This is a genomic window from Streptomyces antibioticus, assembly GCF_002019855.1.
Classification (GTDB): domain Bacteria; phylum Actinomycetota; class Actinomycetes; order Streptomycetales; family Streptomycetaceae; genus Streptomyces; species Streptomyces antibioticus_B.
The window spans coordinates 7479489-7504270 of the sequence record NZ_CM007717.1 but is presented as its reverse complement, the minus strand read 5'-3'; the positions used below and the strand labels follow the sequence as shown (position 1 = coordinate 7504270).

27 protein-coding genes are annotated in these 24782 nt (G+C 73.0%); 16 read left to right on the top strand and 11 right to left on the bottom strand.

Going from position 1 to position 24782, the window contains the following annotated elements; all coding sequences use genetic code 11:
- Positions 1-160 precede the first annotated feature (160 nt).
- Both AFM16_RS34090 and AFM16_RS34085 read right to left on the bottom strand, forming a co-directional pair.
- Positions 161-1129: an aldo/keto reductase gene (locus AFM16_RS34090; RefSeq protein WP_030791888.1), complete on the bottom strand. Its 969-nt coding sequence runs from the start codon at positions 1127-1129 to the stop codon at positions 161-163.
- A gap of 2 nt (positions 1130-1131) precedes the next feature.
- Entirely contained in the window at positions 1132-1656 is a 525-nt protein-coding gene (locus AFM16_RS34085) for a flavoprotein (protein WP_030791886.1), read from the bottom strand.
- A 128-nt stretch (positions 1657-1784) separates the two neighbouring features.
- Here AFM16_RS34085 and AFM16_RS34080 point away from each other — a divergent pair, with 128 nt between their 5' ends.
- From AFM16_RS34080 to AFM16_RS34060, 5 genes are all read left to right on the top strand, one after another.
- Positions 1785-2981, top strand: a complete 1197-nt coding sequence (locus AFM16_RS34080; RefSeq protein WP_370628120.1) for a serine hydrolase domain-containing protein — start codon at positions 1785-1787, stop codon at positions 2979-2981.
- 563 nt (positions 2982-3544) lie between these two features.
- Complete coding sequence (locus tag AFM16_RS34075; protein ID WP_078636247.1) at positions 3545-4168, top strand: LysE family transporter; 624 nt, start codon at positions 3545-3547, stop codon at positions 4166-4168.
- Positions 4169-4277: 109 nt separating this feature from the next.
- On the top strand, positions 4278-4724 hold the full coding sequence (locus AFM16_RS34070; protein ID WP_030791878.1) for a nitroreductase family deazaflavin-dependent oxidoreductase: 447 nt from the start codon (positions 4278-4280) through the stop codon (positions 4722-4724).
- A 226-nt stretch (positions 4725-4950) separates the two neighbouring features.
- Complete coding sequence (locus AFM16_RS34065) at positions 4951-5961, top strand: glutathione S-transferase family protein (RefSeq protein WP_030791876.1); 1011 nt, start codon at positions 4951-4953, stop codon at positions 5959-5961.
- Positions 5962-5978: 17 nt separating this feature from the next.
- Positions 5979-6296 (top strand): DUF4235 domain-containing protein, encoded by a 318-nt coding sequence (locus AFM16_RS34060; RefSeq protein ID WP_078636246.1) that lies wholly within the window; start codon positions 5979-5981, stop codon positions 6294-6296.
- A 72-nt stretch (positions 6297-6368) separates the two neighbouring features.
- Here the strand turns inward: AFM16_RS34060 and AFM16_RS34055 are convergent, their stop codons facing one another.
- From AFM16_RS34055 to AFM16_RS34045, 3 genes are all read right to left on the bottom strand, one after another.
- The gene (locus AFM16_RS34055; RefSeq protein ID WP_078636245.1) at positions 6369-6761 is read right to left on the bottom strand and encodes a VOC family protein; all 393 of its coding nucleotides are present in this window, start codon (positions 6759-6761) and stop codon (positions 6369-6371) included.
- Between the two features lie 107 nt (positions 6762-6868).
- A complete protein-coding gene (locus tag AFM16_RS34050) occupies positions 6869-7351 on the bottom strand; it encodes a pyridoxamine 5'-phosphate oxidase family protein (protein WP_078636244.1) in 483 nt (160 codons plus the stop codon).
- Between the two features lie 16 nt (positions 7352-7367).
- On the bottom strand, positions 7368-8087 hold the full coding sequence (locus AFM16_RS34045; RefSeq protein WP_030791859.1) for a TetR/AcrR family transcriptional regulator: 720 nt from the start codon (positions 8085-8087) through the stop codon (positions 7368-7370).
- A gap of 156 nt (positions 8088-8243) precedes the next feature.
- On the opposite strand from AFM16_RS34045, the gene AFM16_RS34040 reads away from it, so the two are divergent.
- From AFM16_RS34040 to AFM16_RS34025, 4 genes are all read left to right on the top strand, one after another.
- Complete coding sequence (locus AFM16_RS34040; RefSeq protein ID WP_078636243.1) at positions 8244-9743, top strand: APC family permease; 1500 nt, start codon at positions 8244-8246, stop codon at positions 9741-9743.
- A 37-nt stretch (positions 9744-9780) separates the two neighbouring features.
- Positions 9781-11463: an amidohydrolase gene (locus AFM16_RS34035; RefSeq protein WP_078636242.1), complete on the top strand. Its 1683-nt coding sequence runs from the start codon at positions 9781-9783 to the stop codon at positions 11461-11463.
- A gap of 77 nt (positions 11464-11540) precedes the next feature.
- The gene (locus tag AFM16_RS34030) at positions 11541-11903 is read left to right on the top strand and encodes a DUF1304 domain-containing protein (protein ID WP_030791853.1); all 363 of its coding nucleotides are present in this window, start codon (positions 11541-11543) and stop codon (positions 11901-11903) included.
- Complete coding sequence (locus tag AFM16_RS34025) at positions 11900-12463, top strand: TetR/AcrR family transcriptional regulator (RefSeq protein ID WP_078636241.1); 564 nt, start codon at positions 11900-11902, stop codon at positions 12461-12463. Before AFM16_RS34030 ends, AFM16_RS34025 begins: the two co-directional genes overlap by 4 nt.
- A gap of 598 nt (positions 12464-13061) precedes the next feature.
- Here the strand turns inward: AFM16_RS34025 and AFM16_RS34020 are convergent.
- Positions 13062-14039 (bottom strand): GlxA family transcriptional regulator, encoded by a 978-nt coding sequence (locus AFM16_RS34020; protein WP_078636240.1) that lies wholly within the window; start codon positions 14037-14039, stop codon positions 13062-13064.
- Positions 14040-14109: 70 nt separating this feature from the next.
- On the opposite strand from AFM16_RS34020, the gene AFM16_RS34015 reads away from it, so the two are divergent.
- Both AFM16_RS34015 and AFM16_RS34010 read left to right on the top strand, forming a co-directional pair.
- Positions 14110-15072: an NADP-dependent oxidoreductase gene (locus AFM16_RS34015; RefSeq protein ID WP_078636239.1), complete on the top strand. Its 963-nt coding sequence runs from the start codon at positions 14110-14112 to the stop codon at positions 15070-15072.
- 213 nt (positions 15073-15285) lie between these two features.
- Positions 15286-15681 carry an anti-sigma factor antagonist gene (locus AFM16_RS34010; RefSeq protein WP_245177867.1) on the top strand — a complete coding sequence of 132 codons (396 nt, stop codon included), beginning with the start codon at positions 15286-15288 and terminating at the stop codon, positions 15679-15681.
- Between the two features lie 16 nt (positions 15682-15697).
- Here the strand turns inward: AFM16_RS34010 and tuf are convergent, their stop codons facing one another.
- Both tuf and AFM16_RS34000 read right to left on the bottom strand, forming a co-directional pair.
- Entirely contained in the window at positions 15698-16891 is a 1194-nt protein-coding gene (gene tuf, locus AFM16_RS34005; RefSeq protein ID WP_078636237.1) for an elongation factor Tu, read from the bottom strand.
- A gap of 56 nt (positions 16892-16947) precedes the next feature.
- The gene (locus AFM16_RS34000; RefSeq protein ID WP_030791838.1) at positions 16948-17901 is read right to left on the bottom strand and encodes a ribose-phosphate diphosphokinase; all 954 of its coding nucleotides are present in this window, start codon (positions 17899-17901) and stop codon (positions 16948-16950) included.
- 208 nt (positions 17902-18109) lie between these two features.
- On the opposite strand from AFM16_RS34000, the gene AFM16_RS33995 reads away from it, so the two are divergent.
- Both AFM16_RS33995 and AFM16_RS33990 read left to right on the top strand, forming a co-directional pair.
- Positions 18110-18796 (top strand): DUF4230 domain-containing protein, encoded by a 687-nt coding sequence (locus AFM16_RS33995; RefSeq protein ID WP_078636236.1) that lies wholly within the window; start codon positions 18110-18112, stop codon positions 18794-18796.
- Between the two features lie 73 nt (positions 18797-18869).
- Entirely contained in the window at positions 18870-19421 is a 552-nt protein-coding gene (locus AFM16_RS33990; RefSeq protein ID WP_078636235.1) for a VanZ family protein, read from the top strand.
- Here the strand turns inward: AFM16_RS33990 and AFM16_RS33985 are convergent.
- Positions 19418-19654 (bottom strand): hypothetical protein, encoded by a 237-nt coding sequence (locus AFM16_RS33985; protein WP_030791829.1) that lies wholly within the window; start codon positions 19652-19654, stop codon positions 19418-19420. The two genes, AFM16_RS33990 and AFM16_RS33985, sit on opposite strands and share 4 nt — an antisense overlap.
- A gap of 132 nt (positions 19655-19786) precedes the next feature.
- Here AFM16_RS33985 and AFM16_RS33980 point away from each other — a divergent pair, with 132 nt between their 5' ends.
- Positions 19787-20800: a PHP domain-containing protein gene (locus tag AFM16_RS33980; protein WP_030791826.1), complete on the top strand. Its 1014-nt coding sequence runs from the start codon at positions 19787-19789 to the stop codon at positions 20798-20800.
- Positions 20801-20806: 6 nt separating this feature from the next.
- Here the strand turns inward: AFM16_RS33980 and AFM16_RS33975 are convergent, their stop codons facing one another.
- Both AFM16_RS33975 and AFM16_RS33970 read right to left on the bottom strand, forming a co-directional pair.
- Entirely contained in the window at positions 20807-21067 is a 261-nt protein-coding gene (locus AFM16_RS33975) for a hypothetical protein (RefSeq protein ID WP_078636234.1), read from the bottom strand.
- Between the two features lie 313 nt (positions 21068-21380).
- On the bottom strand, positions 21381-22670 hold the full coding sequence (locus AFM16_RS33970; RefSeq protein WP_030791821.1) for an ROK family transcriptional regulator: 1290 nt from the start codon (positions 22668-22670) through the stop codon (positions 21381-21383).
- Between the two features lie 333 nt (positions 22671-23003).
- Here AFM16_RS33970 and AFM16_RS33965 point away from each other — a divergent pair, with 333 nt between their 5' ends.
- A complete protein-coding gene (locus tag AFM16_RS33965) occupies positions 23004-23498 on the top strand; it encodes an FBP domain-containing protein (RefSeq protein WP_078636233.1) in 495 nt (164 codons plus the stop codon).
- 51 nt (positions 23499-23549) lie between these two features.
- Positions 23550-24773 carry an FUSC family protein gene (locus AFM16_RS33960; protein ID WP_030791815.1) on the top strand — a complete coding sequence of 408 codons (1224 nt, stop codon included), beginning with the start codon at positions 23550-23552 and terminating at the stop codon, positions 24771-24773.
- Positions 24774-24782: the final 9 nt, after the last annotated feature.

Sequence of the window (24782 nt, the reverse complement as noted above, 5' to 3'; positions counted from 1 at the left end):
TGCGCGACACGGCACACCTTTGCACAGCCTGACCAAGCGGAACAAGAGATACCGTCGTTTCGTGCGCCGGGCGCGGCCACAACGGAATTGATGAGGCGTCAAAACGGGACGATATAAAGGGGGTTATCGGAGACGCTCGCGGCAGCGAACGCCGGACCGGTCAGTGTCCGGCGATCGGATGCGGGCTATAGGGCTGCTCCAGCTCCGCCAACTCCTTTTCGCTCAGCTCCAGTTCCAGTGCGGCCACCGCGTCGTCGAGATGGTGGGGCTTGGCGGCGCCGACGATCGGGGCGGTGACCGTGCTCCGGCTCAGCAGCCAGGCGAGGGCCACCCGGGCGCGGGGGACGCCGCGTCCGGCCGCGATCCGGGAGACGGCGGCGACGATCGCGTGGTCGCCGTCCAGGTAGAGACGGCCGCCGAAGTCGTCGGTCGCGCTGCGCTCGGTGACGGTGCCCCAGTCGCGGGTCAGCCGGCCGCGGGCCAGCGGACTCCAGGGCAGTACGCCGACACCCTGGTCCGCGCAGAGCGGCAGCATCTCGCGCTCCTCCTCGCGGTAGAGGAGGTTGTAGTGGTTCTGCATGGAGACGAAGCGCGTCCAGCCGTGCAGTTCGGCGGCGTGCTGCATCTTGGCGAACTGCCAGGCGTACATCGAACTGGCCCCGAGATAGCGGACCTTGCCCGCCTTCACCACGTCGTGCAGCGCCTCCATGGTCTCCTCGACCGGGGTGTGCGGGTCGAAGCGGTGGATCTGGTAGAGGTCGACGTGGTCGGTGCCGAGCCGGCGCAGGCTGTTGTCCAGCTCGGACAGGATCGCCTTGCGGGACAGTCCCGCGCCGTTGGGCCCGGTCCGCATCCGGCTGTGCACCTTCGTGGCGAGGACGATCTCGTCGCGCCGGGCGAAGTCGCGCAGCGCCCTGCCGACGATCTCCTCGCTGGTGCCGTCGGAGTAGACGTTCGCGGTGTCGAAGAAGGTGACGCCGGCCTCCAGCGCCTGCCGGATCAGCGGACGGGACGCCTCCTCGTCGAGGGTCCACTCGTGCACGCCCCGGTCGGGCAGACCGTAGGTCATGCAGCCCAGACAGATCCGCGACACGTCCAGACCCGTCGAACCGAGCTTCACGTACTGCATCGTCACCGCTCCTGACGTACCAGGTCCAACGCCGGCTTCCACCCGAACTCTGTGCCGTCCGCGCCGTCGTAGGGGGATCCGAAGCGTACGCCCATCCCGCGCAGCCGTATCAGGCTTTCCCGGTAGGCCGGATGGGTGGCGAGGGCGGCGGAGACGCACGGCTGGACGCCGACCGGGACGCCCGTCGCCGTCACCTCGCACAGGGTGCCGAGCGCCAGGGTGTCGGCGATGCCGGCCGCCCACTTGTTGATCGTGTTGAAGGTGGCCGGGGCGACCACGACCGCGTCGGGGTCGGGGAAGGGACGGGGATCGTCCGGGCGCCGCCAGGCGGAGCGGATCGGGCGTCCGGTCAGCGCCTCCACGGCGGCGGTGTCGAAGAAGCCGTTCATGGCGTGCGGCGTCGCGATGACCCCGACCCGCCACCCCCGCTCGCGGGCGGCGCCGATCAGCGTGCCGACACCCGAGGCGATCCCGGCGGCGCAGACGACGACGTAGAGGAAGGGCCGCTGCTCGTCCTGTTCGGTCATCCGCGCACCCTACTGAACGGGGCCCTCGGGACGGGGTCTGGGCCGTGTGCAGTAGTCCGGGAGGCAGGGCGGTGCCGGTGTCCGAAGGCTTGACCTCCGGTAGGTCCGTCCGTCTTCCGGGAGCCCCGATGTCCATGTCCTCGCGCCCTGCCCCGCCGCGGTCGCGGCTGCGGGCGGTGACCGTCGTCGCCCTCTGTCTGGGGGCGCTGATCCCGGCGGTGGCCGGGGCCGGGCCGGCCGGTGCCACGGCCGCGCCGCCGCCGGACGAAAGCGCCCTCCAGCGCCGGCTCGCCGCGTTCGTGGCCTCGCCGGGCGGTCCGCCCGGGGCGATCGCCGTGCTGCGGCGCGACAAGGAGACCCGGATCGTGCGGGCGGGCGTGGCCGACCTCGCCACCGGGCGCGCGCCCCGCCCGGACGACCACATGCGGATCGCCAGCACCGCCAAGGCGTTCAGCGGCGCGGTGGCGCTGTCCCTGGTCGACCGGCACGCGCTGCGGCTGGACGACACCCTGCGCAAGCGGCTCCCCCGACTGCCGCGCGCCTGGGGCTCGGTGACGCTGCGTCAGCTCCTGAACCACACCAGCGGGCTGCCGGACTACACCGAGTCGCCCGCGTTCCTGAGGGTGCTGACCGCCGACCCGCGCCACCGCTTCGACTCACGGCGGCTCCTCGACTACGTGGCCGGCGAGCCGCTGCGGTTCCGGCCGGGCAGCCGGTACCGGTACTCCAACTCCGACAACATCGCCGTCGCGCTGATGGCCGAGGCCGCCACCGGCACCCGGTACGAGGAGCTGCTGCGCAAGCTGGTCTACCGGCCGCTGGACCTGCGGCGCACCAGCCTGCCGCAGGGCTACCGGATGCCGGCGCCGTATCTGCACGGCTACGACGTGAGCCCGCCCGCCCCGCCCGAGGACGTCAGCGAGGTGCTGAGCGCCTCCGGCGTCTGGGCGTCCGGCGGGATCGTCTCCACGCCCTCCGACGCGACGCGTTTCGTGCGCGGGTACGTCGGCGGGGCGCTGTACGGCAAGCAGGTCGTTCGGGAGCAACGGCGCTGGATCCAGGGCGCGTCGGAACCGGCGGGGCCGGGCCGCAACACCGCCGGCCTGGCCGTCTTCCGCTACCAGACGCGCTGCGGCACGGTCCTCGGCCACACCGGCAACTTCCCCGGCTACACCCAGCTCATGGCCGCCACCCCCGACGGCCGCCGCTCCCTGACGTTCTCCGTGACCTCCCAGATCAACAAGACCGTGGCCCCGGCCCGCCTGGAACGGCTGCGGGCCCTCCAGGAGGACTTCGTCTGCGCCCTGCTGCGCGACGGACGCTGATCCGGCCGGGCGGCCGGGCGGCCGTTAGGGGCGAGAGGGGGTCGAGACCGTCGCGGGCCGAGACCGTCGCGGGCCGAGACCGTCGCGGGCCGAGACCGTCGCGGGCCGAGACCGTCGCGGGCCGAGACCGTCGCGGGTCGAGACCGTCGCGGGCCGGGATGTGAGCGGGTCAGGGCAGTCACAGGCCCGGCCGGCGGCGGGCCGCGGCGGGAGCGCGCCGCGGGGCGGGCACGACCGGCGCAGCCCGCGGGCCCGGGCAGGCGCAAGCCGGGCCCGCGCAGCCCGCGGGCCGGGACACGCACACACCAGGTCGGCGCAGCCCGGACAGGCGCGGGCCAGGCAACCGCAACCCGGGCAAGCAGGCCGCCGAGCGAGCAGGCCGCCGGGCAAGCACTCGCCGATGCGCCGGCAGGTGAAATCCGCTTGCCGGAAGGTGGGCCGGGACCGCAGGATCCGGCCATGTTCATGAAGCACACCCTTCTGCCGCTGACGCCCGCCGACGCCGTTCCCGCGCGGCGACAGCAGCAGTCCGGCGGCCGGCGGAGGCTCGATCCCTCGCACCCGTGACGGGCGCGCTCGTCGCGGGGCTGGTCGCCGGGTACGGGATCGCCGTACCGGTCGGGGCCGTCGCGACCTACCTCGTCTCGCTGACCGCGCGGACCTCCCTGCGTACCGGGGTGTGCGCCGCCCTCGGGGTCGCCACCGCCGACGGGCTGTACGCCCTGCTGGCCACCGTCGGCGGCTCGGCCGTCGCGGTCGCGCTGCGGCCGGTGCTGGTGCCGCTGCGCTGGGCCTCGGCCCTGGTCCTGCTGGCGCTGGCCGCCCGGGGCGCGCTGACCGCCGTACGCCGGTACCGGGCGCGGTATCTCGCCGTGCGGGCCGTGCCGCCACCGCCGTCCGCCCGGCGGGCCTTTCTGAGTCTGCTGGGGATCACCCTGCTCAATCCGGCCACCGTGGTCTACTTCGCCGCCCTGGTCCTCGGCAGCGGGGCCTCCGAGGCCGTACGGCCCCTGGAACAAGGGGTGTTCGTGGGAGCGGCGTTCGCCGCGTCGGCGAGCTGGCAGGTGCTGGTCGCCGGGGGCGGGGCGCTGCTCGGGCGGGCTCTGACGGGTCACCGGGGGCGGCTGGTCACGGCGCTGGTGTCGAGCGCGGTGATGACCGTGCTGGCGGTGGGCACGGTGGCCTGAGGGCCGGGAGGTGAAGAGGTGGCCGGGGCTCGGCCCGGTGCGGACGAATCCCGGGCGGGCCGTTGTTGAATCGAGGCGTCAGCCGACGCTACGAAGAGGACGGAGAGCCATGCCGCTCGAAGGCGAGTACGAGCCGAGTCCGACCCAGTGGGTGCGTGAGCAGGTGGAGCTGTACGAGAGCTCCGGCGGCACCGAGGGGACGACCTTGCAGGACACGGGGCTGCCCGTGATCCTGCTGACCACGCGGGGCGCCCGCAGCGGGAAGATCCGCAAGACGCCGCTGATGCGGGTCGAGCACGACGGGGAGTACGCCCTGGTCGCCTCGAAGGGCGGGGCGCCCGAGCACCCGGTCTGGTACCACAACGTCAAGGCCGACCCCCATGTGGAGCTGCGGGACCGCACGGTCAAGCAGGACATGACGGCCCGTGAGGTCACCGGCGAGGAGAAGGCGCGGTGGTGGGAGCGGGCCGTCGCCGCGTTCCCGCCCTACGCCGACTACCAGAAGAAGACGGATCGGGAGATTCCGGTCTTCGTGCTGACACCGGCGGCCGACTGACCTGGGCGGACGGCACCCGGCGGCGGACGCGTAGAAAAATCTACCGCCGGGCGCGCATGAACCCTCGCGGACCGGGCACCGGACTGTCGGGCCCCGCCGCGCTCCCCCGTCGCGGCGGGGCTTTCCGCTGCCCCGAGGCCCCGGCGCGGGACTCCTGCGGTGCGTACGCGGAGATCGGGGAACGCGGTGAGGGGAACACGCGACCGCGAGCGACGGGAGGATCTCCATGAGCGGGGGAAACAGCGCGTACGGCCATCAGAAGTTCACCCGGTCCAGGAGCCGGTTCACCGACCGGATCACCGCGGACGGCCGGGACGGCTGGCCGGTGGAGGCGGGACGCTACCGGCTGGTGGTCAGCCGGGCCTGTCCGTGGGCGAGCCGGGCGGTGATCTCACGGCGGCTGCTCGGGCTGGAGGACGCGCTGTCGATGGCGATCGCCGATCCGATCCAGGACGACCGGAGCTGGCGCTTCACCCTCGACCCCGACGGCCGCGACCCGGTCCTCGGCATCCGCTACCTCGGCGAGGCGTACGAACGCCGGGAACCCGGCCACCCGGGCGGGGTCAGCGTTCCGGCGGTGGTCGACGTGGAGAGCGGGCGGCTCGTGACCAACGACTACCAGCGGCTCACCCTCGACCTCGCAACCGAGTGGCGGGACCTGCACCGGCCCGGCGCGCCCGACCTCTACCCGGAGAAGCTGCGGGACGAGATCGACACGGTCATGGCCGAGGTGTACGAGGACGTCAACAACGGCGTGTACCGGGCCGGGTTCGCGAGCGGGCAGGACGAGTACGAGGCGGCCTGCGCGGGTGTCTTCCGGCGGCTGGAGCGGCTCGCGTCGCGGCTCGCCGGGCAGCGGTACCTGGTCGGTGCGACGATCACCGAGGCGGACATCCGGCTGTTCACCACGCTGGTCCGTTTCGACGCGGTGTACCACGGCCACTTCAAGTGCAACCGGTGGAAACTGGCGGAGAACCAGGTGCTGTGGGCGTACGCGCGGGATCTCTACCAGACGCCGGGCTTCGGCGACACGGTCGACTTCGACCACATCAAACGGCACTACTACCAGGTGCACACCGGGATCAACCCGACCCGGATCGTCCCGCTCGGCCCCGACCTGTCCGGCTGGCTCGCCCCGCACGGGCGGGAGACGCTGGGCGGACGGCCGTTCGGGAACGGGACGCCGCCGGGTCCGGTCCGCGCCGACGAGAGGGTCCCGGCCCGGGGCCGGCCCTGAACAGTGAGGAGAGCCACGTGAGCAAGAAGAACGCGAAGCGGAAACTGCCCCTCGTCTACCAGCCCGTCGGATTCCTCTTCGGCTGGGCGGGCGGCCTGCTGGCCGGCTACGCCTTCCGTACGGCGTGGCGGGCGCTGCGGCACGAGGACGACGCCCCGGACGCCCTGGACCGCGACCGCGGCTGGGGCGAGGTGATCCTCGCGGCGGCGGTCCAGGGCGCGATCTTCGCCGCGGCCCGCAGCGCGGCCGACCGCACGGGCGCGGTGGCCATCGAACGCCGTACGGGGGTCTGGCCGGCGAAGGAGAAGGAGAAGGGGAAGAAGGGCCGGGACTGACGACGGCACGGGGCCGGACCCGGCCGGGACCGGCCCCGTGGGGAGGGGCGGGAGGGGCGGGCACGCGGCGGGTCAGCCCTGCTTCGGCGCCGTGGAGACGGTCCGGCGCAGGGTGAAGGAGTGCCCCGCCGGGTCCGAGAAGAGGCGCTCCTCATGGGCTTCGGGGGCCGGCTTGGCCTCCAGGGGGCGGCCGCCCAGGCCGACGACCCGGCGCTCGGCCTCGTCGAGGTCCTCGACCAGGAACTCCAGGTGGGCCTGGAGGGCGTTCTCGGGGCGGGGCCAGCTCGGCGGGGTGGCGTTGGCGTCGCGGCGGAAGGCCAACCGGGTGCCGTCGCCGCCCCGGATCTCCAGCCGGTTGGCGCTCACCTCGCTCTCCTCCCCCTCCAGCAGCCCCTTGTAGAACTCGGCGAGCTTCTCGGGCTCCGCGCAGTCGAGCATCACCACACCCGCAGTCACCAGTGCCATGTCGTCCCTCCCGGGGTTTCGCGGTCCGGGACGGCGGTCGCGGCCCCGGACCTTGCGGATACCCCGGTTTCGGACGGTCACCGGCGTTCCCGGCGGCCGCCGACGTCTCAGTCGGCCACCAGCCAGGTGCCGTCCCGCATCAGCTCGCGGTCCGGGAGTTCCTCGCGGGTCCGCCACGCCTGGACGCGGCGCGGGTGGACGTGGAAGTACAGGTAGGGCTCGGGGAGTTCGCGGGGGTCGAAGCCGGTCTTGCCGGCGAAGATCTCGGCGTCCTCCTCGGGCAGTTCGGTGGGGTGGACGGCCGTGGCGGTGCCCTCGATCATCACGACGTCGGTCGTCGCGCCGATACCGAGCCGTACCGCACCGCCCGCCAGCAGGTTGCGGCCGGTGACGCCCGCGGCCGGGGTCGCGAGGAGGAGGGTGGCGCCGTCCCAGACGAAGGACAGCGGCACGAGCCAGGGCACGGCGCCGTCCGCGCCGTCGTCGGTGGGCGGCGCGGCCGTGGCGACCCACGCGTGGTCGTCGTGTTCGAGCCGGTGGAGCGTGTCGTGCTTGCGCTGCCGCGCGGGGCGGACCGGTGCTCGGGTCATGCTTCCAGTGTGGCCGTCAGCCGTCCGTCCGCCCGCCGACCGCCGCCAGTCGGGCCGCGGCCGCGTCGAGCAGCAGGTCGAGCGCGGCCGGGTAGGAGCTGTGCCGCATGGACTCCCGCAGATACCGGGCGGTCGCCGCGACATGCGGGTGGGTGGCGGCGGGCAGCGTGCCGTACGTGGTCCGCCACACCTCGGCCTCCGCCTCCCGGGCCGCCTTCGGCAGGGCGACGTGCGCCGAGTCCAGGGCGCCGAAGGCGAGGGTCTGGTCCACGAAGGCGTGGTAGATCCGCACCGCCTCCGGGTCGGGGAACCCGGCCCCGCGCAGCACGCCGAGGATGGTCTCCACGGCCTGGATCTCATGGACCCGCCCGGTCACCCGATAGGCGCTGAGGATGGCCGCCCTGGGGTGCGCGAGGGCGCCCGCGTGCATCCGCAGGCCGAGTTCGCGCAGGTCGGCCAGCCAGTCGCCGGTGGGCCGCCAGGCGCGCAGGGTGCGGCCGATCAGCTCGTCGGCGATGGCGAGCATCAGGTCGTCGGTGTGCCGGAAGTACCGGTAGAGGCTGCTGGGGTCGGCGCCCAGGGCGCGGCCGAGGCGGCGCACGGAGAGGGCCTCGGCGCCGTGCTCCTCGATCAGCCGCAGCGCCGTCGCGACGATCAGTTCCTCGGAGAGCACGACGCCTTGCTTGGTGGGACGGCGGCGTCTGCGGGCGTCCGGTGCGACGACTCGCTCGGTCATGGGATCCCTCCGGTGCCTGGGGCCGGGAACACGGTCCGCATGGTCCGCATGGTCGGCACCTTACGACAACACCGTTGACCTGTTAAGTCCCCCGCCGGTTTCATCTGCGTTCACCGGGGCCGCCCAGGCCCCTCCGGTGCGAGCGGAGTGCTGGCCATGACCGACAAGCCCTACGGCGTCGACCCTCCCGCGCGGCCCGTGCTGCGCAGGTCCCTCGGTGTGATCGACGGGATCGCCATCGCCGCGTCCAGTACGGCGGCGACCACCAGCATCGGCATCGGCCTCGGGGTCACGGCCGGTGTGGTGGGACTGCATCTGCCCGCGATCATGCTGCTGGCGTTCCTGCCGGTGCTGGGCATCGCGGGGGCCTACACCCGGCTCAACCGGGTGGAGCCGAACGCCGGCAACGGCTATGTGTGGGTGGGCCGTTCCCTCAATCCGTGGCTCGGCTTCATGGTGGGCTGGGTGAGCATCGTGGCGACGATCGCGTTCCTCGCGTACACCACGGCGGTGACCGGCTCGGCGCTGATCCAGCTCGCCGGGGACGCCGGGATCCACTCGCTCGGCGGCCTCGCGCTGGACCCGGGGTCCACCGCCCAGACGACCCTGCTGGGCCTGGCCGTGCTGCTCGCGGTGACCCTGACCGCCGTCACCGGTGTGCGCACGGCGGCCCGGCTCCAGACCTGGCTGCTGGTCTTCGAGTACGTCGTGCTGCTGGGCTTCTGCGGCTACGGCATCGTCACCGGCCCGCACGCCTTCAGCCTGAGCTGGTTCAACCCGTTCGGCATCCCCTCGGCGACGGCGCTGGCGCAGGGGCTGCTGCTGTCGGTGTTCTGTTACTGGGGCTTCGAGGCCGCGTTCACCGTCACCGAGGAGGTCCGCGATCCGCGCGACGCGTCCCGGGCGGGTCTGATCACGCTGGTCACGATGGTGCTGCTGTTCCTGCTCGGCTCGGTCGCCTTCCAGCGGGTGCTGTCCGAGGAGGAGCTGGCCGGGCACGGCGCGGAGGGCCTCGCCTTCTTCGGCGAACGGCTCGCCTCGCAGCCGCTGGCCGCGCTGCCCCTGGTCGCGCTGATGTTCTCGGCGGTGGCCTCGCTCCAGGCGGGGGTCATCCCGACGGCGCGGGGCATGTTCGCGATGAGCCGGGACCGTACGCTCGGGCCGGTCTGGTCGCGGGTCAGCCCGCGCTACGGCACCCCGGCCGCCGGGACCGTGCTGATCGGGGCGCTGGCCGCGGCGGTGGCGGCGCTGGCCCTGGTGATCCCGCGCCTGGCCGACATGATCATGGCGACGGTGAACGCGGTCGGCATCATCGTCGCCCTGTCCTACGCGCTCACCGCCCTCGCGGCCGCGGTGCGTTTCCGGGGGCTGCTGCGGGAGGACTGGCGGCAGGGTCTGCGGGCGGTGGTGGCGCCGGTGCTGAGCGCCGCGGCGCTGCTCTGTCTCGGCGGCTATCTCTGCTGGTCCTTCTACACCTCCACCGACCATCTGGAGATCAGCCCGGACAACGGCTGGTTCCTGCTGCTCACTCCCCTGGTGATGATCGCGTCCGGTCTGGTGGCCGCGGCCTGGGCCAAGTGGGTGCGCAGGTCCCCGTACTTCCGCACGGGCACCGGGACCGACGCGGACGCGCCCCGGCTGCTGGCCACCCACTGACCCAGCCCCCCCCCCCACCACGCACAAGGAACGGATCATGCACGCAGACCTGCTGTTCATCGGCGGCCCCGTCTTCACCCCCGACGGCGGAGAGACCCCCGACGGCCCGACGGCCCCCAGTGGCCGGGTGACCCCCGACGGCCGGGTGTCCGCCGTGGCCGTCACCGGCGACCGGATCACGGCCGTCGGCGGTCCGGAGCTGCGCGAGCTGGCCGGGCCGCGCACCGAGGTCGTGGACCTCGCCGGACGGCTGCTGCTGCCGGGCTTCCAGGACGCGCACGTCCACCCGGTGCCGGCCGGGCTCGAACTCGCCCGGTGCGATCTGACGAAGGCGAGGACCGCGCGGGAGACCCTCGCCGCCGTCCGCGCCTACGCCGACGCGCATCCCGAGCGGGAGTGGATCACCGGCGGCGGCTGGTCGATGGAGGCGTTCGAGGGCGGTACGCCGACCAGGGAACTCCTCGACTCCGTCGTCCCTGACCGGCCGGTCTATCTGCCCAACCGCGACCATCACGGCGCCTGGGTGAACTCGCGCGCGCTGGAGATCGCCGGCATCACCCGGGACACCCCCGACCCGGCCGACGGGCGGATCGAGCGGACCGCGTCCGGGGAGCCGGCCGGCACGCTCCAGGAGGGCGCGATGCAGCTCGTCGGCCGGCTCGCCCCGCCCGACACGGCGGCCGACCGGCTGGCCGCCCTGCTGCACGCCCAGCGCCGGCTGCACGCGCTCGGCGTCACGGCCTGGCAGGACGCGCTGATCGGCGTCTTCCCGGGGATGCCGGACCCGACGGACGCGTACCTCACGGCCGCGCGGGACGGATCGCTGACCGCGCGGGTCGTCGGCGCCCTGTGGTGGGACCGGACGCGCGGGGCCGAGCAGATACCGGAGCTGGTCGAGCTGCGGGCGCGGTCGGCGCACGGCCGGTTCCGGGCGGACAGCGTGAAGCTGATGCTGGACGGGGTCGCCGAGAACGGCACGGCCGCGCTGCTGGACCCGTATCTCGACGCGTGCGGCTGCGCGACGGCCAACCGGGGCACGAGTTTCGTCGACCCGGAGCAACTGCCCAAGTACGTGACCGAGTTGGACGCGCTCGGCTTCCAGTGCCACTTCCACGCGCTGGGCGACCGGGCCGTACGGGACGCGCTGGACGCCGTGGAGGCGGCGCGGGCGGCGAACGGGCCGAGCGACACCCGGCCGCATCTGGCGCACCTCCAGGTGGTGCATCCGGACGACGTGCCGCGGTTCGCTGCGCTCGGGGCGACGGCGAACATCCAGCCGCTGTGGGCGGCGCACGAACCCCAGATGGACGAGCTGACGATCCCCTTCCTCGGGGCGGAACGGGCGGGGTGGCAGTACCCGTTCGGGGCGCTGCTGCGCTCGGGGGCCCGGCTGGCGGCGGGCAGCGACTGGCCGGTCAGCAGCCCCGATCCGCTCCAGGGCGTCCATGTCGCGGTCAACCGGGTCGAACCCGGCGGCTCGCGGCCGGTGTTCCTGCCTCGGGAGCGGATCTCCCTGGCCCGGGCGCTGACGGCGTACACGGCGGGTTCGGCGTACGTGAACCGGCTCGACGACACCGGCGTGGTGCGGCCGGGCGCGCTGGCCGACCTGGTCGTCCTGGACCGGGACCCGTTCGCGGGGCCGCCGGAGGCGATCGCGGGGACGGGGGTGGCCCTGACGTACGTGGGCGGCGAGCGGGTGTACGCGGCGCCGGACGCGTGAGGCTCCCGGCTGGACTTCTTGGACAGGTGTCCCGCTATGATGGACACCTGTCCAAGAAGTTGAGGGAGTCGGAGTCCATGGAGATCCTGGCGAACGTGCTCGTCGCGCTGGTGGCCGCGCTGCACGTCTACATCCTGGTGATGGAGATGTTCCTGTGGCAGCGGAGGCCGGGGATGTCCTTCCATGGCTTCGACGCCGAGATGGCACGGCGGACCGCCCCGCTCGCCGCCAACCAGGGCCTCTACAACGGCTTCCTCGCGGCCGGTCTGGTGTGGGGGCTGATCGCCGCCGACCCGACCGGGTTCCGCGCCCAGGTGTTCTTCCTGTCGTGCGTGATCGTCGCGGGCGTGTACGGCGGGGTCACCGCGAACCGCCGGATCCTGCTCGCCCAGGCCCTGCCCGGCGCGGTGGCGCTGGCCGCGGTCCTCGCCGCACGATGACCCGCGCGGAGCCCGAGGACCCGCGGGCGGCACGCACCCGGGCACGGCTGCGCGAGGCACTGCTCCAGGAGTGCGCGGAGCGGCCGTTGGCGGAGGTCGGCGTGGCCGCGCTGGTACGGCGGGCGGGCGTCGGCCGGGCCACGTTCTACGTGCACTACGCCGACCTGGAGGCCCTCGCGGTCGACGCCTGCGCGGACGTCGTACGCGAGGCGGTGGAGGCGCTGCACGCCTGGCGGGGCCGCCCGGACCCGGTACGCGCACCGGCCGCGCTCCCGGAGTTCTTCGCCTCCCTGACCCCGCACCTGGCGCTGTACCGCACCCTGCTCCCCCCGGGCGGCGGCGGCCCCCTGGGCCAGGTCCTGTACCGCGACCTCCGCGCGTACAGCCTCCGCGAACGAGAACGCGCGGGCGCACGGGACGCCCCGCTGATCGCCTCGGCGGTCGCCGCAACCTTCACCGGAGTCCTCGCCGACTGGCTCCACGGCACCCTCCCGGGCACGCCTGAGGAAATCGCGGACCAGGTATGGCAATTGCTGGTGGCGCTGCACGCCAGCCGCTGAGAGAGAGGGGGGCGGGGGCGGTGACGCGGGGGGCACTGGAACGGCGGCCCGCGCGCGGTGCGCCACTCGCCCCTGCCGGGCACCCCCGGCATGCGCCCGAGACAGGCGGCAGGGCCGCACGGCGGCCGCTGACGCGGGGGGGGAACGGCGGCCTCGCAACCTGCCGGACGGACGGTGACACCCGGGGGGCGACGGGACAAGCGGCCCGCCCCGGGCGCCCCCGGCCCACGCCCGAGCCAACCGGGTTCCGCGCACGCCGGACGCGTGGCACACGGCGCGGCCACCGGTCGTCGCGGGCACCCACGCCGATGCGCAGGACGAACGCCCCTGCCCGCGCACGCCTGCCGCCGACGCGAGCCACCAAGCGGTCCGCATGCAAGTGCCGCACGGCGGGGCCGCCGGGTGTCACACCCGCCTGGCCGCTGGGGGGTGAGGGCCCCGGGTCCCCCGTCCATGGCAGCCGGGCCCGCTCCTACCGACCGGTGGCCCCAGGCGCCGGCCGCCCGCCCTCACCGCACGGCCCCCCGTGCCCTGGACGCGTGGCAGCCGCCGACACGAGGACCGACCACCCACCCTCAGACCGACGCCGCAGGCCCCGTCACCGGGTCGTCTGGAACGTCCTTCGATACGTCTGTGGGGACACGCCGATCGCCGCGTGGAGGTGCTGGCGCAGGGACGCGGACGTGGCGAAGCCGGAGCGGGTGGCCAGTTCGTCGATGGGGAGGTCGGTGGATTCCAGCAGGTGGCGGGCGTGGGCGACGCGTTGCTGGATGAGCCAGCGGCCGGGGCTGAGGCCGACCTCGTGGTGGAAGCGGCGGGCGAAGGTGCGCAGGCTCATGCGGGCGTGGGCGGCGAGGTCGGTCAGGGTGAGGGGGTCGGCGAGGCGTTCCAGCGCCCACGCGCGGGTGGCCGCCGTGCTCGCCGCGCCGGTCTCGGGCACGGGCTGTTCGATGTACTGGGCCTGGCCGCCGTCCCGGAACGGCGGGACCACGCAGCGCCGGGCCACCCGGTTGGCGAGGTCGCTGCCGTGGTCCTCGCGGAGGAGGTGCAGACAGGCGTCCACCCCGGACGCGGCCCCCGCCGAGGTCAGCACCCCGCCGTCGTCGACGAACAGCACACCGGGGTCCAGTTCGACCTGCGGGAACTGCCGGCGGAAGCGGTCGGCGAACTGCCAGTGGGTGGTGGCGCGGCGCCCGTCGAGGAGACCGGCGGCGGCGAGCACGAAGGCGCCGGTGCAGATGGAGACCAGCCGGGCGCCGGGCCGGATCCTGGCGAGGGCGGCGCGGACGGGCTCCGGCAGCTCGGCCGTGACCCAGTCGGTGCCGGGGGCGATCACCACCGTGTCGGCGTCGTCCAGCGCCGCCGGGCCGTGTTCGACGCCCACCGTGAAGTCGGCGCTGGTGCGGACCGGGAGGCCGTCGACGGAGCAGGTCAGCACCTCGTAGCGGCCGTCGGCCGAGCCGAGGACCCGGCTCGGGATGCCCAGTTCGAAGGGGTAGACGCCGTCGAGGGCGAGGACGACCACACGATGGGGACGCCCTTCGGCCCGCTGTGCCACCCGCCGTTCGTCTCGCATGGCAGAATCTTATCGAAGAATGGCAATCATGCCATTCCCCGGAGGGCAGGACCCCGGCAGGCTGGTCCGCATGACCACCACGAACACCCAGACCCTCACCATGCGCGCCCTCACCCAGGACTCCCTCGGGGGACCCGAGGTCCTCACCCTCAGGGACGTCCCGCGGCCCGAACCCCGTACCAACCAGGTCCTCGTCCGCGTCCGCGCCGCCGGCCTCAACCCCACCGACTGGAAGCACCGCGCGACCGGCGGCCACCTGGGCGGCCCGCCGTTCGTCCTGGGCTGGGACCTCTCCGGCACCGTCGAGTCCGTCGGCATCGGCGTGGCGGACTTCGCGCCCGGCGACGAGGTCTTCGGCATGCTGCCGTACCCGTACGGCCACGGCTCGCACGCGGAGTACGCCGTCGCCCCGGCCCGCGCCCTGTGGCACAAGCCGGCCGCCCTGGACCACGTCCAGGCGGCCGCCCTGCCGCTGGTCTCGCTCACCGCCTGGCAGACCCTCGTGGAGACCGCCGGACTCGAACCGGGCCGGCGGGTCCTGATCCACGCCGCCGCCGGCGGAGTCGGCCATGTGGCCGTGCAGATCGCCAAGGAGCGCGGCGCGTACGTCATCGGCACCGCGAGCGCCGCCAAGCACGGCTTCCTGCGCGAGCTGGGCGCCGACGAGGTGATCGACTACCGGGAGACCGACGTCACCGAGGCGGTCGAGGACGTCGACGTCGTCCTGGACACCCTCGGCGGCGACACCTCCGTGCGCTCGCTGCGAGTGCTGCGCGAGGGCGGGATCGTGGTGTCGATCCTCCCGGTCGGCACCCGGGAGTTCTACGACGAGGCCGAGCGGCTCGGGGTCCGGGCGGTCCGCACGGTGGTGGACGCCGACCGGACCGGCATGCGCACGATCGCCGCGCTGGCCGAGGCGGGAAAGCTGCGCGCCACCATCGCGGGAACGTTCCCGCTGGCGGACGCCGCCGAGGCGCACCGGCTCGGCGACACCGGCCGCACCACCGGGAAGCTGGTCCTGACGATGGACTGACCCCGGCCCGATCCGGCCGCCGCCCCCTTCGCTCACGGCGTGAAAGAAAGGCGGAAACTGGTCTGCGACACGGCCTCATTTCGAAGACATATGTCAATCGAACATGCTGGAATTCACTCCACCGGGGGTACCTTGCTGGAGCGGGGAACTGCTGTGCACACCCCCGCCGTTGGAGGCTCCCGACCGGTGGAGCGGGTTGGAGGCGATGTCGTCGTGCAGCAGGAACCCGCCACGGACGCTCCGCACCGCGACACCCCGCATCTACGGGTCCGCCAGGACCGCGGGTACACGGTGCTGGAGTTCCGCGGCGAGATCGACATCGTCGCGGCGACGGAGATCACCGCGCGGCTCGACGACGCCACCAAGGGCCCGGCCCCCCGGGTCGTGATCGACCTGACCCGGATCGAGTTCTTCGACTGCTCCGGGCTGCGTCTGCTGTACCGGGCCCGCGGCCGGGTCCTGGACCGGGGCGGGCGGCTGCGTCTGGTCTGCACCCACCCGCTGACCCTGCGCATCCTGCGGACGACCGGCCTGTCCCGGCTGCTGCCGCCCCAGGCGTCGCTGGACGCGGCCCTGGGCAGACCCGAGGCCGCGTCCGGCACGTTATGACGGCGCCCCGAGGCGCCTACTCGACGATCCGGGTGACCTGACCGGCCCCGACCGTCCGCCCGCCCTCCCGGATGGCGAACTTCAGCCCCTCCTCCATCGCGATCGGCTGGATCAGCTCCACCGTCATGGTGGTGTTGTCGCCCGGCATGACCATCTCGGTGCCCTCGGGCAGGGTCACCACCCCCGTCACATCGGTGGTGCGGAAGTAGAACTGCGGACGGTAGTTCTGGAAGAAGGGCGTGTGCCGGCCGCCCTCGTCCTTGGACAGGATGTACGCCCGCGCCTCGAACCGGGTGTGCGGGGTGACCGAGCCCGGCTTGATCACCACCTGTCCGCGCTCCACCTCCTCCCGCTTGATCCCGCGCAGCAGCAGACCGACGTTCTCCCCGGCCCGCCCCTCGTCGAGCAGCTTGCGGAACATCTCGACTCCGGTGACCGTGGTCCGGGTCGCGCGCTCGTGGATGCCGATGATCTCGACCTCGCTGTGCACCCGTAGCGTGCCGCGCTCGATCCGGCCGGTGACGACCGTGCCGCGCCCGGTGATGGTGAAGACGTCCTCGATCGGCATCAGGAACGGCCGGTCCACGTCCCGCTGCGGCTCGGGCACCGCACGGTCGACGGCGTCCAGCAGCTCCAGCACCGACCGCGTCCACTTCGGGTCGCCCTCCAGGGCGCGCAGCGCGGAGACCCGTACGACCGGCACGTCGTCGCCCGGGAAGTCGTACTCGAAGAGCAGCTCGCGCACCTCCAGTTCGACCAGCTCCAGGATCTCCTCGTCGTCCACCATGTCGGTCTTGTTGAGCGCGACGACGATGTACGGCACCCCGACCTGGCGGGCCAGCAGGACGTGCTCCTTGGTCTGCGGCATCGGCCCGTCGGTGCCGGCGACGACGAGGATCGCGCCGTCCATCTGGGCCGCGCCGGTGATCATGTTCTTGATGTAGTCGGCGTGGCCGGGGCAGTCGACGTGCGCGTAGTGCCGGCGTTCCGTCTGGTACTCCACATGGGCGATGGAGATCGTGATGCCGCGCTGCCGCTCCTCGGGCGCCTTGTCGATCTGGTCGAACGGGGTGAAGGGGTTGAGGTCCGGATACTTGTCGTGCAGCACCTTGGTGATGGCTGCCGTGAGGGTCGTCTTGCCGTGGTCGATGTGCCCGATGGTGCCGATGTTGACGTGTGGTTTGGTCCGCTCGAACTTCGCCTTCGCCACTGCGAGCCCTCCCTGGTCCCCTGGGTGACGACGTGCGCGATGCCGCTCCTTCCTGTCTATTCGCTGCGCGTCGCGTCGAACAGGGCGCTGACGGACTCGCCGTTGTGGATCCGGCGCACGGCCTCCGCGAGGGCCGGGGCGATGGACAGGATCCGCAGCTTGTCGGTGTGCTCCTCGACCGGTACCGGCACGGTGTTGGTGCACACGATCTCCAGCACGTCCGGCTGTTCGCTGAGCCGTTTGAGGGCGCCGCCCGCGAACAGCCCGTGCGTGCACGCCACTCGGATCGGACCGGCCCCCGACTCCCGCAGCCGGGCGAGGAGTTCGATGACCGTGCTGCCCTTGGCTATCTCGTCGTCCAGGACGATCACGTCCCGCCCGGCGACCTCGCCGATCACGGCGCTGATGGTGACCCGGTCGTCGGCGAAACGCTGTTTGGCGCCGGCCGCGACCTGGGCGCCGATCATCCGGGCGAACGCGGCGGCCTCCTTGGCGTTGCCGAGGTCGGGCGAGACGACGGTAGTGCGGCTGAGGTCGTAGCGGCGGAAGTGGGCGGCCAGCTCGCGGCGCGCGTGCAGATGGTCGACCGGGACCGAGAAGAAGCCGTGGACCTGCGGGGAGTGCAGGGTCATCGTCAGCACGCGGTGCACCCCGGCCGCCGTCAGCAGATCGGCGACCAGACGTCCGCCGAGGGAGATCCGGGGCGCGTCCTTCTTGTCGGAGCGGGCGTAGGAGTAGTGCGGCATGACGACCGTGATCCGGCCCGCCGAGGCGCCGCGGGCCGCGTCGCACATCATCAGCAGTTCGACGAGGTGTTCCTGCACCGGCCGGACCAGGGGCTGCACCAGGAAGACGTCCCGTTCCCGGCAGTTGGCCTGGAGCTGCACCTCCAGACAGTCGTTGGCGAACCGGCTGACGCGGGTGGGGCTCAGGGGCACACCGAGATGGGCACAGACCTCGGCGGCCAGCTCGGGGTGGGCACTGCCGCTGAACACGGAGATGTCGCGCACGATCGGCTCCTCGCTGACCACGTCCGGCTGGAGACGGGATCTCTCATGCTACGGACCACCCGCGGACCGCCCCACCCGAAGCCGGTGCGGTCGAATCGGCCGATCGGGTGATACAGCCGCTGCCGTACGCCTGTCACAGGTTCTCAACAAGCCGGTCTGGCACCGGGGATCGGTGGGAAGCCGCTCTCTAGGAAGGAGGGCCGTCACGATGACGACTCCCACAAAGACTCCCAGCAAGAGCCGCCCCGCCCGTCTGCCCGCCCGCCTGCCCGGCTGGGCCAAGGTGCTCACCGCGGTCGTGGTCGTGCTCGTCGTGATGTTCGCCGGGATCAGGCTCAGCCTGCTGCCCGGCCTGCGCGACTTCTTCGGCACGGAGACCCACGACCGTTCGGGCCCCGCGCTGCTCAAGTCCATCCAGGACATGAGCCGTTACGACGCCGCCTCCGGCAACTTCCAGGTCGTCGTGGACCTGGAGAAGGACGCCAAGTACCTGCCCGACGCACTGCGCGGCACCCGCACCCTCTACGTCGGCGCGGGCACCGTGGACGCCTATGTGGACCTCGGCAAGGTCGGCAAGGGCGACGTGAAGGTGAACGAGGACCGCACCACGGCCACGCTGCACCTGCCGCACGCCCGCCTCGGCACCCCCGCCCTCGACCCCGACCGCTCCTACGCGGTCTCCAAGCAGCGCGGCCTCTTCGACCGCATCGGCGATCTGTTCTCGGACAACCCGAACGGCGAACAGGCCGTGCAGAAGCTCGCCGTACGGCACATCGGGGACGCGGCGAAGGACAGCGAGCTGACCGCCCGCGCCGAGACCAACACCACCGACATGCTGGAGGGGTTGCTGCACTCCCTCGGCTTCACCAAGGTCACGGTGTCGTACGGCACCTAGGACCCGCATCCCCCGACGGAACGCGGGTAACCGAGCACCGACGCAGGCCGGACGAGGACTGGAGGACCATCGCATGGCCAGGGAAGCGGCAAGTCCACGCACCACCCGGCCGGACACCACCGGTCCTCGTACGGAGGCGCCGCTCCCGCTCCCCCTGCGGCTGCTGGCGATGCTGTTCGCGTTCGCCTTCATGGTGGGGTTCGCGGTCGTACTGGCCCGGCTCACCCTGGAGCCGTCGCCCGCCTCCGAGGCGCTGGTGCACTCCAATCTGCGGCCGGGCGACTCGCTGCGGGCCTACGTCGAGCGGTCCACGGTGCGCGACGCGGTCAAGCAGATCGGCGGGAACGTGCTGCTCGGGGTGCCGTTCGGCATTCTGGTGCCGGTCGTCGCGCCCCGGGCGCGCGGCCTGCTGAGCGTGCTGCTGCTGACCGCGTCGGTGATGCTCCTCGTGGAGTTCGCCCAGGGCGCGCTGGTCACCGGGCGCGCCTTCGACATCGACGACGTCATCCTCAACACCGCGGGCGCGCTGATCGGTTGGCTGCTGCTCGGCCGGCGCGTCGGCCGGGCCGTGCACGCCCGCAGGCCCCGCCGGGCGGTCAGGGCCCAGCAGGGCCGGCGGGCCTAGCGGGGCTTCCAGGTGTAGCGGTCGCCGCCCACCCAGCGCACGACGTCCGGATCGTCGAGGTCGTGGACGGTGATGCCGAACGCGGCGGCCGTCTCCAGGACGTCGGTGACGGCCGTCGCCGCACCGACCACTTCACCGTCGATCTCCACGATCCGGAACGGCGGCGTGCCCGGCTGCACCCCGAGCACCATGATCCGTGGATTGGAGATGTGAGGGCTCGCGACTTCGGTCATGTATTAGAGGGTAAAGCGGAATCACGGAATCTTCCGGGGCGAATCATGGCATTCCGTGACATGCGGGCCGGACCGACCTGGGGAACCCTGGATCCAGGAGGTGGACCAAGGAGGCGGAGCCGGGAGGTGGCGATGGATCCCCTCGAGGCCCTGGACCGGATCGCCTTCCTGCTGGAACGGTCACTGGCGCCGACGTACCGCGTCCGGGCCTTCCGTACGGCGTCCCGGGTGCTGGCGGAGCTGCCCGACGGCGAGATCGGCGAGCGGGCGGCGGCCGGGACGCTGGAGTCGCTCAAGGGCGTCGGCCCGAAGACCGCGCAGGTGGTGCGGGAGGCGCTGGCCGGCGAGGTGCCGTCGTATCTGGCCAAGCTGGAGGCGGAGGCGGGGCGTCCGCTCACGGAGGACGGGGCCGGCGCGGGGCTGCGGGCGCTGCTGCGGGGGGACTGTCATCTGCACTCCGACTGGTCGGACGGCGGCAGCCCGATCGAGGAGATGGGCCGCGCCGCGGCCGCCCTCGGCCACGAGTGGGCCGTCCTGACCGACCACTCCCCCCGGCTGACGGTGGCCCGCGGGCTGTCGCCGGAGCGGCTGCGCCGCCAACTGGAGGCCGTCGAGGAGCTGAACGCCACCTGGGCGCCGTTCCGGCTGCTCACCGGCATCGAGTGCGACATCCTCGACGACGGCTCCCTCGACCAGGAGCCGGAACTGCTGGAGCGGCTCGACGTGGTCGTCGTCTCCGTGCACTCCAAGCTGCGGATGGACGCCCCCGCGATGACCCGGCGCATGGTGAACGCCGTCCGCGATCCGCACGCGGACATCCTCGGCCACTGCACCGGACGGCTGGTGGGCGGGAAGGGCCGGCCGGAGTCGCGGTTCGACGCGGACGAGGTGTTCGCGGCCTGCGCCGAGGCCGGTACGGCGGTGGAGATCAACAGCCGGCCCGAGCGGCTCGACCCGCCGCGCCGGCTGCTGCGCAGGGCCGTGGACGCGGGCACGCTGTTCTCGGTGGACACCGACGCGCACGCGCCCGGCCAACTGGACTGGCAGATCCTCGGCTGCGCGCGGGCCGAGGAGTGCGAGGTGCCCGCGGAGCGGGTGGTGACGACCTGGCCGGTGGAACGGCTGCTGGAGTGGTCGCGCGCGTGACGCGGCTCAGCCCGGCGGTTCGTCCGGCACGGGCTGTCCGGGATGCACCCCGGACGCGTGCGGCGCGCCACGCCGCCCGGTACCCGCCTCGTCGGTGTCGGGGGTGTCCGGGTCGGCCGCGTCAGGCTCCGCGTCGGCCTCCGGTTCCGTCGGGTCGGACTCGTCGACGTCCCAGGGGTCGTCGCCCGCCCCGGCCTGCTGATCCGGCAGATCACGCGGCACCGGCGGCCCCTGCTCGCCGGGCCCCTCGTCGCGGTGGTCGGTCACGGCCCGCTCCTTCCCGCTGGCACTGAGGCGAAGCGAGTACCACCCCCGCACGGGGCGAAACGTCAGTGCGGCGCGCGGCGCGCCAGGCAGGCACCGGGCCCGCCGCCGACCAACTCCACGGTGACCTTCTCGGCCGGGTGACGCGGGCCGTCCGCGCACCTCCCCCGCGACCCGCGAAACGACAGTGCGGCCGGCGACAGGACCGCCGCATCCGCGGTGACCGCATCGGGGCCCGGTCGGCCCGGCGGCACGGTGACCTTCCCGGCAGGGTGGCGCAATGCCTACGCGCACCTCCCCCACCACCAGCCCCACGTCAGTGCGGCGCCCGTTCCTCCAGTGCCGTGCGCCAGGCCGGTTCCGGGCCCGTGGGGAGCGGCTCGGGGCGGCGGCCGCCGCGGGTGAAGAAGTCGGCCAGCGGGAGGATCGCCGCGCCCACGGTGACCGCGTCGGGGCCCAGGCGGCCCAGTTCCACGGTGACCTTCTCCGCCGGGTGGCGCAGGGCGTACGCGGTGGCGTGGCGGCGTACGGCGGACAGGAAGCGCACACCGAGTTCCAGGCCCGCCCAGCCGCCGATGAGGATGCGCTCGGGCTGGAAGAGGTTGATCAGGTCGGAGAGGCCCGCGCCGAGGTACTCGGCCGTCTCGTCGAGGAGGGTGAGCGCCACGGCGTCCGGTTCGCCGCCGTCGGCCGGGTGGGCGGCGGCGAGCATCGCGCTGAGCGCGGTCTCCTCGTCGGTGCCCCGGGGCGGACGTCCGCCCTCCTCCCGCCAGCGGTCGAGAAGCGCCTCCGCGCCCGCGTACGCCTCCAGGCAGCCCAGCGAGCCGCAGCGGCAGCGCCGCCCGCGCACCCGTACCGTCAGATGCCCCCATTCGACGGCCCGGCCCTGCTCCACGTCCGGGGTGACGATGCTGGCGCCGACGCCGGAGCCGAAGAGGACGACGACGGCGTTACGGGCGCCGCGGCCGCCGCCGAACCACATCTCGGCCTGACCGAGGGTCTTGGCGCCGTTGTCGATGAAGTACGGCACCGTGGCGGGCAGCGGGGAGCCCTCGCGCAGCAGGGCCTCCAGCGGGACCGCGTCCCAGCCGATGGTCTGGCCGTGCACGACCGCGCCCCGGTCGGGCGTGTGCTCGACGATGCCGGGGACGCCGATCCCGACGCCCAGCAGCCGCTCGGGCGTGATGTCCGCGGCCGCGAGGACCTCGGCGACGCCCTCGCGGATGTGCCCGACGATGCCTTCGACCTCGTACCGCCGTTGCTCCAACGGCTTTTCCACGCGGGCGAGTTCGGTGAGGGTGAGGTCGAACAGCTCGATCCGGACCCGGGTCTCGCCGACGTCCACGCCGATCATGTGGCCGCTGGCCGGTGCGACCCTGAGCAAAATCCTGGGGCGGCCGCCGTCGGAGTCGACGCTGCCTGCCTCCTCCACCAGTCCGTCGGCGACCAGATCGGCGACGACATTGCTGATCGACCCGGAGCTGAGCCCGGTGGCCGGACCCAGCTCGAACCGGCTGAGGGGTCCGTCGAAGTAGAGCCGTTGCAGTACGGCCGTACGGTTGGCCCGCCTGAGATCGCGTACCGTGCGCCCGTTCCGCCCCGTCATGTCGCTCCCTTCGCACCCTGCCCGACCTGCAACATACCGCTGCGGGCGGGCTGGGCGCGAGATTCCTCCAACCCTTAGTTCACGATGTGAGCTAAGCGACCCCGGGCGGCCCGGCGCGAGGGCACCGGGGGTGTGGTCCCGGTACAGGGTACGGAAGACGTCCGGCGCGTCCGGGGCGTTCCGCGAACATCGCCCGCCGCGAGCGGACTTGGCGACCGGAGAGACGTCCGCCCGCGAGCGCGAAATTCACTGGCCGCCACGGACTGCGACTACCTACCCTAGGCCAAAACCTAGAGTCCCTAGGTGAACCGTGAACCATGAACGGAGACCGCCATGAAGCCACTCACCGAGCAGGACATCCGCAGCTCCTTCGTCAACTGCTCCAAGGGCGAGGCCAAGCGGCTGCCGGTCCCCCGCGATCTGGCCGACCGGCCCTGGGACGACCTGGACTTCCTCGGCTGGCGCGATCCGGGCGCGCCCGACCGCTGCTACCTGGTGACCGAGCGGGAGGACCGGCTCGTGGGCGTGACCCTGCGGCTCCCGCCGTCGCGGCACGGCTCCCCGCACCGCAGCATGTGCTCGCTCTGTCTGACCACCCACCCCGGCGGCGGGGTCTCCCTGATGACCGCCCGCAAGACCGGCGCGGCGGGCCGCGAGGGCAACTCCGTCGGCCTGTACATGTGCGCCGATCTCGCCTGCTCCCTCTATGTGCGCGGAGTGAAGGTCCCGGACCGGGGCGGCCGCTTCGAGGAGAGCCTCACCCGGGCGGAGCAGATCGCCCGCACGACGGGCAACCTGGCCGCGTTCCTCGACACGCTGTACGCATGATCCTTCAGGAGAAACGTTCGAGCACCGTGGGGAGGGGGAACGGAACTGGGGATGCGAGATGTACGTGAGCGGGCGGCACGGATCGTTCGGCGCCGTAGGGAACCCGTGGTCGTCCAGGCCGTGCGGTCCACCGCCGCGGCGACGGTCGCCTATGTGGTGGCGCTCCATCTGAGCACCGAACCGGCGCCGCTCACCGCGCCCCTGACCGCGCTCCTGGTCGTCCAGGTCACCCTGTACGGCACCCTCACCAACAGCATCCGCCGGGTGAACGCGGTGGTGGCCGGCGTACTGGTCGCCATCGCCTTCAGTCTGCTGGTGGGTCTGACCTGGTGGAGCCTGGCGCTGCTGATCATGGCGTCGCTGGCCGTGGGCCATCTGGTGCGGGTCGACGAGTATGTGCCCGAGGTGGCGATCAGCGCCATGCTGGTGCTCGGCGTGACCTCCGTCGGGGACACCGCCTGGGCGCGGGTCCTGGAGACCCTGATCGGGGCCGTCGTCGGACTGAGCTGCAATCTCCTGCTGCCACCACCCGTGTGGGTGGAGGCGGCGGGCGAGTCGATCGAGGGGCTGGCCCGCCGGGTCCGGCTGCTGATGCTGCACGTCGGGGAGCAGGCCGCCGGACGCCCCGCGTTCGAGCAGGCGGCCGCCCGGCTGCACGAGGCGCGCCGCCTCGACCACGACATCGTGGAGGTGGACACGGCGCTGCGGCAGGCCGAGGACAGTCTGCGGCTCAATCCGCGGGTCCGTGAGGGTCTGCTGCACCGGGTGGTGCTGCGCACCGGTCTGGACACGCTGGAGATCTGCACGGTCGTGCTGCGGGTGCTGACCCGCACCCTCACCGACCTCGCCAAGGAGCGCGAACCGGAGCCGCTGTTCGCGCCCGCGATCGGCGAGACGCTGGAGCAGTTGCTGTCGGAGATCGCGGACGCCGTGGTCAGCTTCGCGGTGCTGGTCACCACCCAGGTCAGCCTGAACGCGGACGCCGCCGAGGCCCGGCTCACCGCGGAGCTGCGGCAGGCCGCCACCACCCGCGACAAGCTGGCCCAGCTCCTCATGGAGCGGGTCCAGCACGACGTCCGTGAGTGGCAGCTCCACGGCGCGGTGCTCGCGGAGGTCAACCGCATGATCGACGAGCTGGACACCGAGCACCGCACCCGCCGGCTGCTGGAGGAACTGGACCGGGTCTCCAGCGAGCAGCGCGAGCGGATGCCGGCCCTGTACCGGATGCGCGAACGCGTCCGCCTGCCGGGGCCCTTCCGCCGCCGGAACCGGTAAGGACCCGGC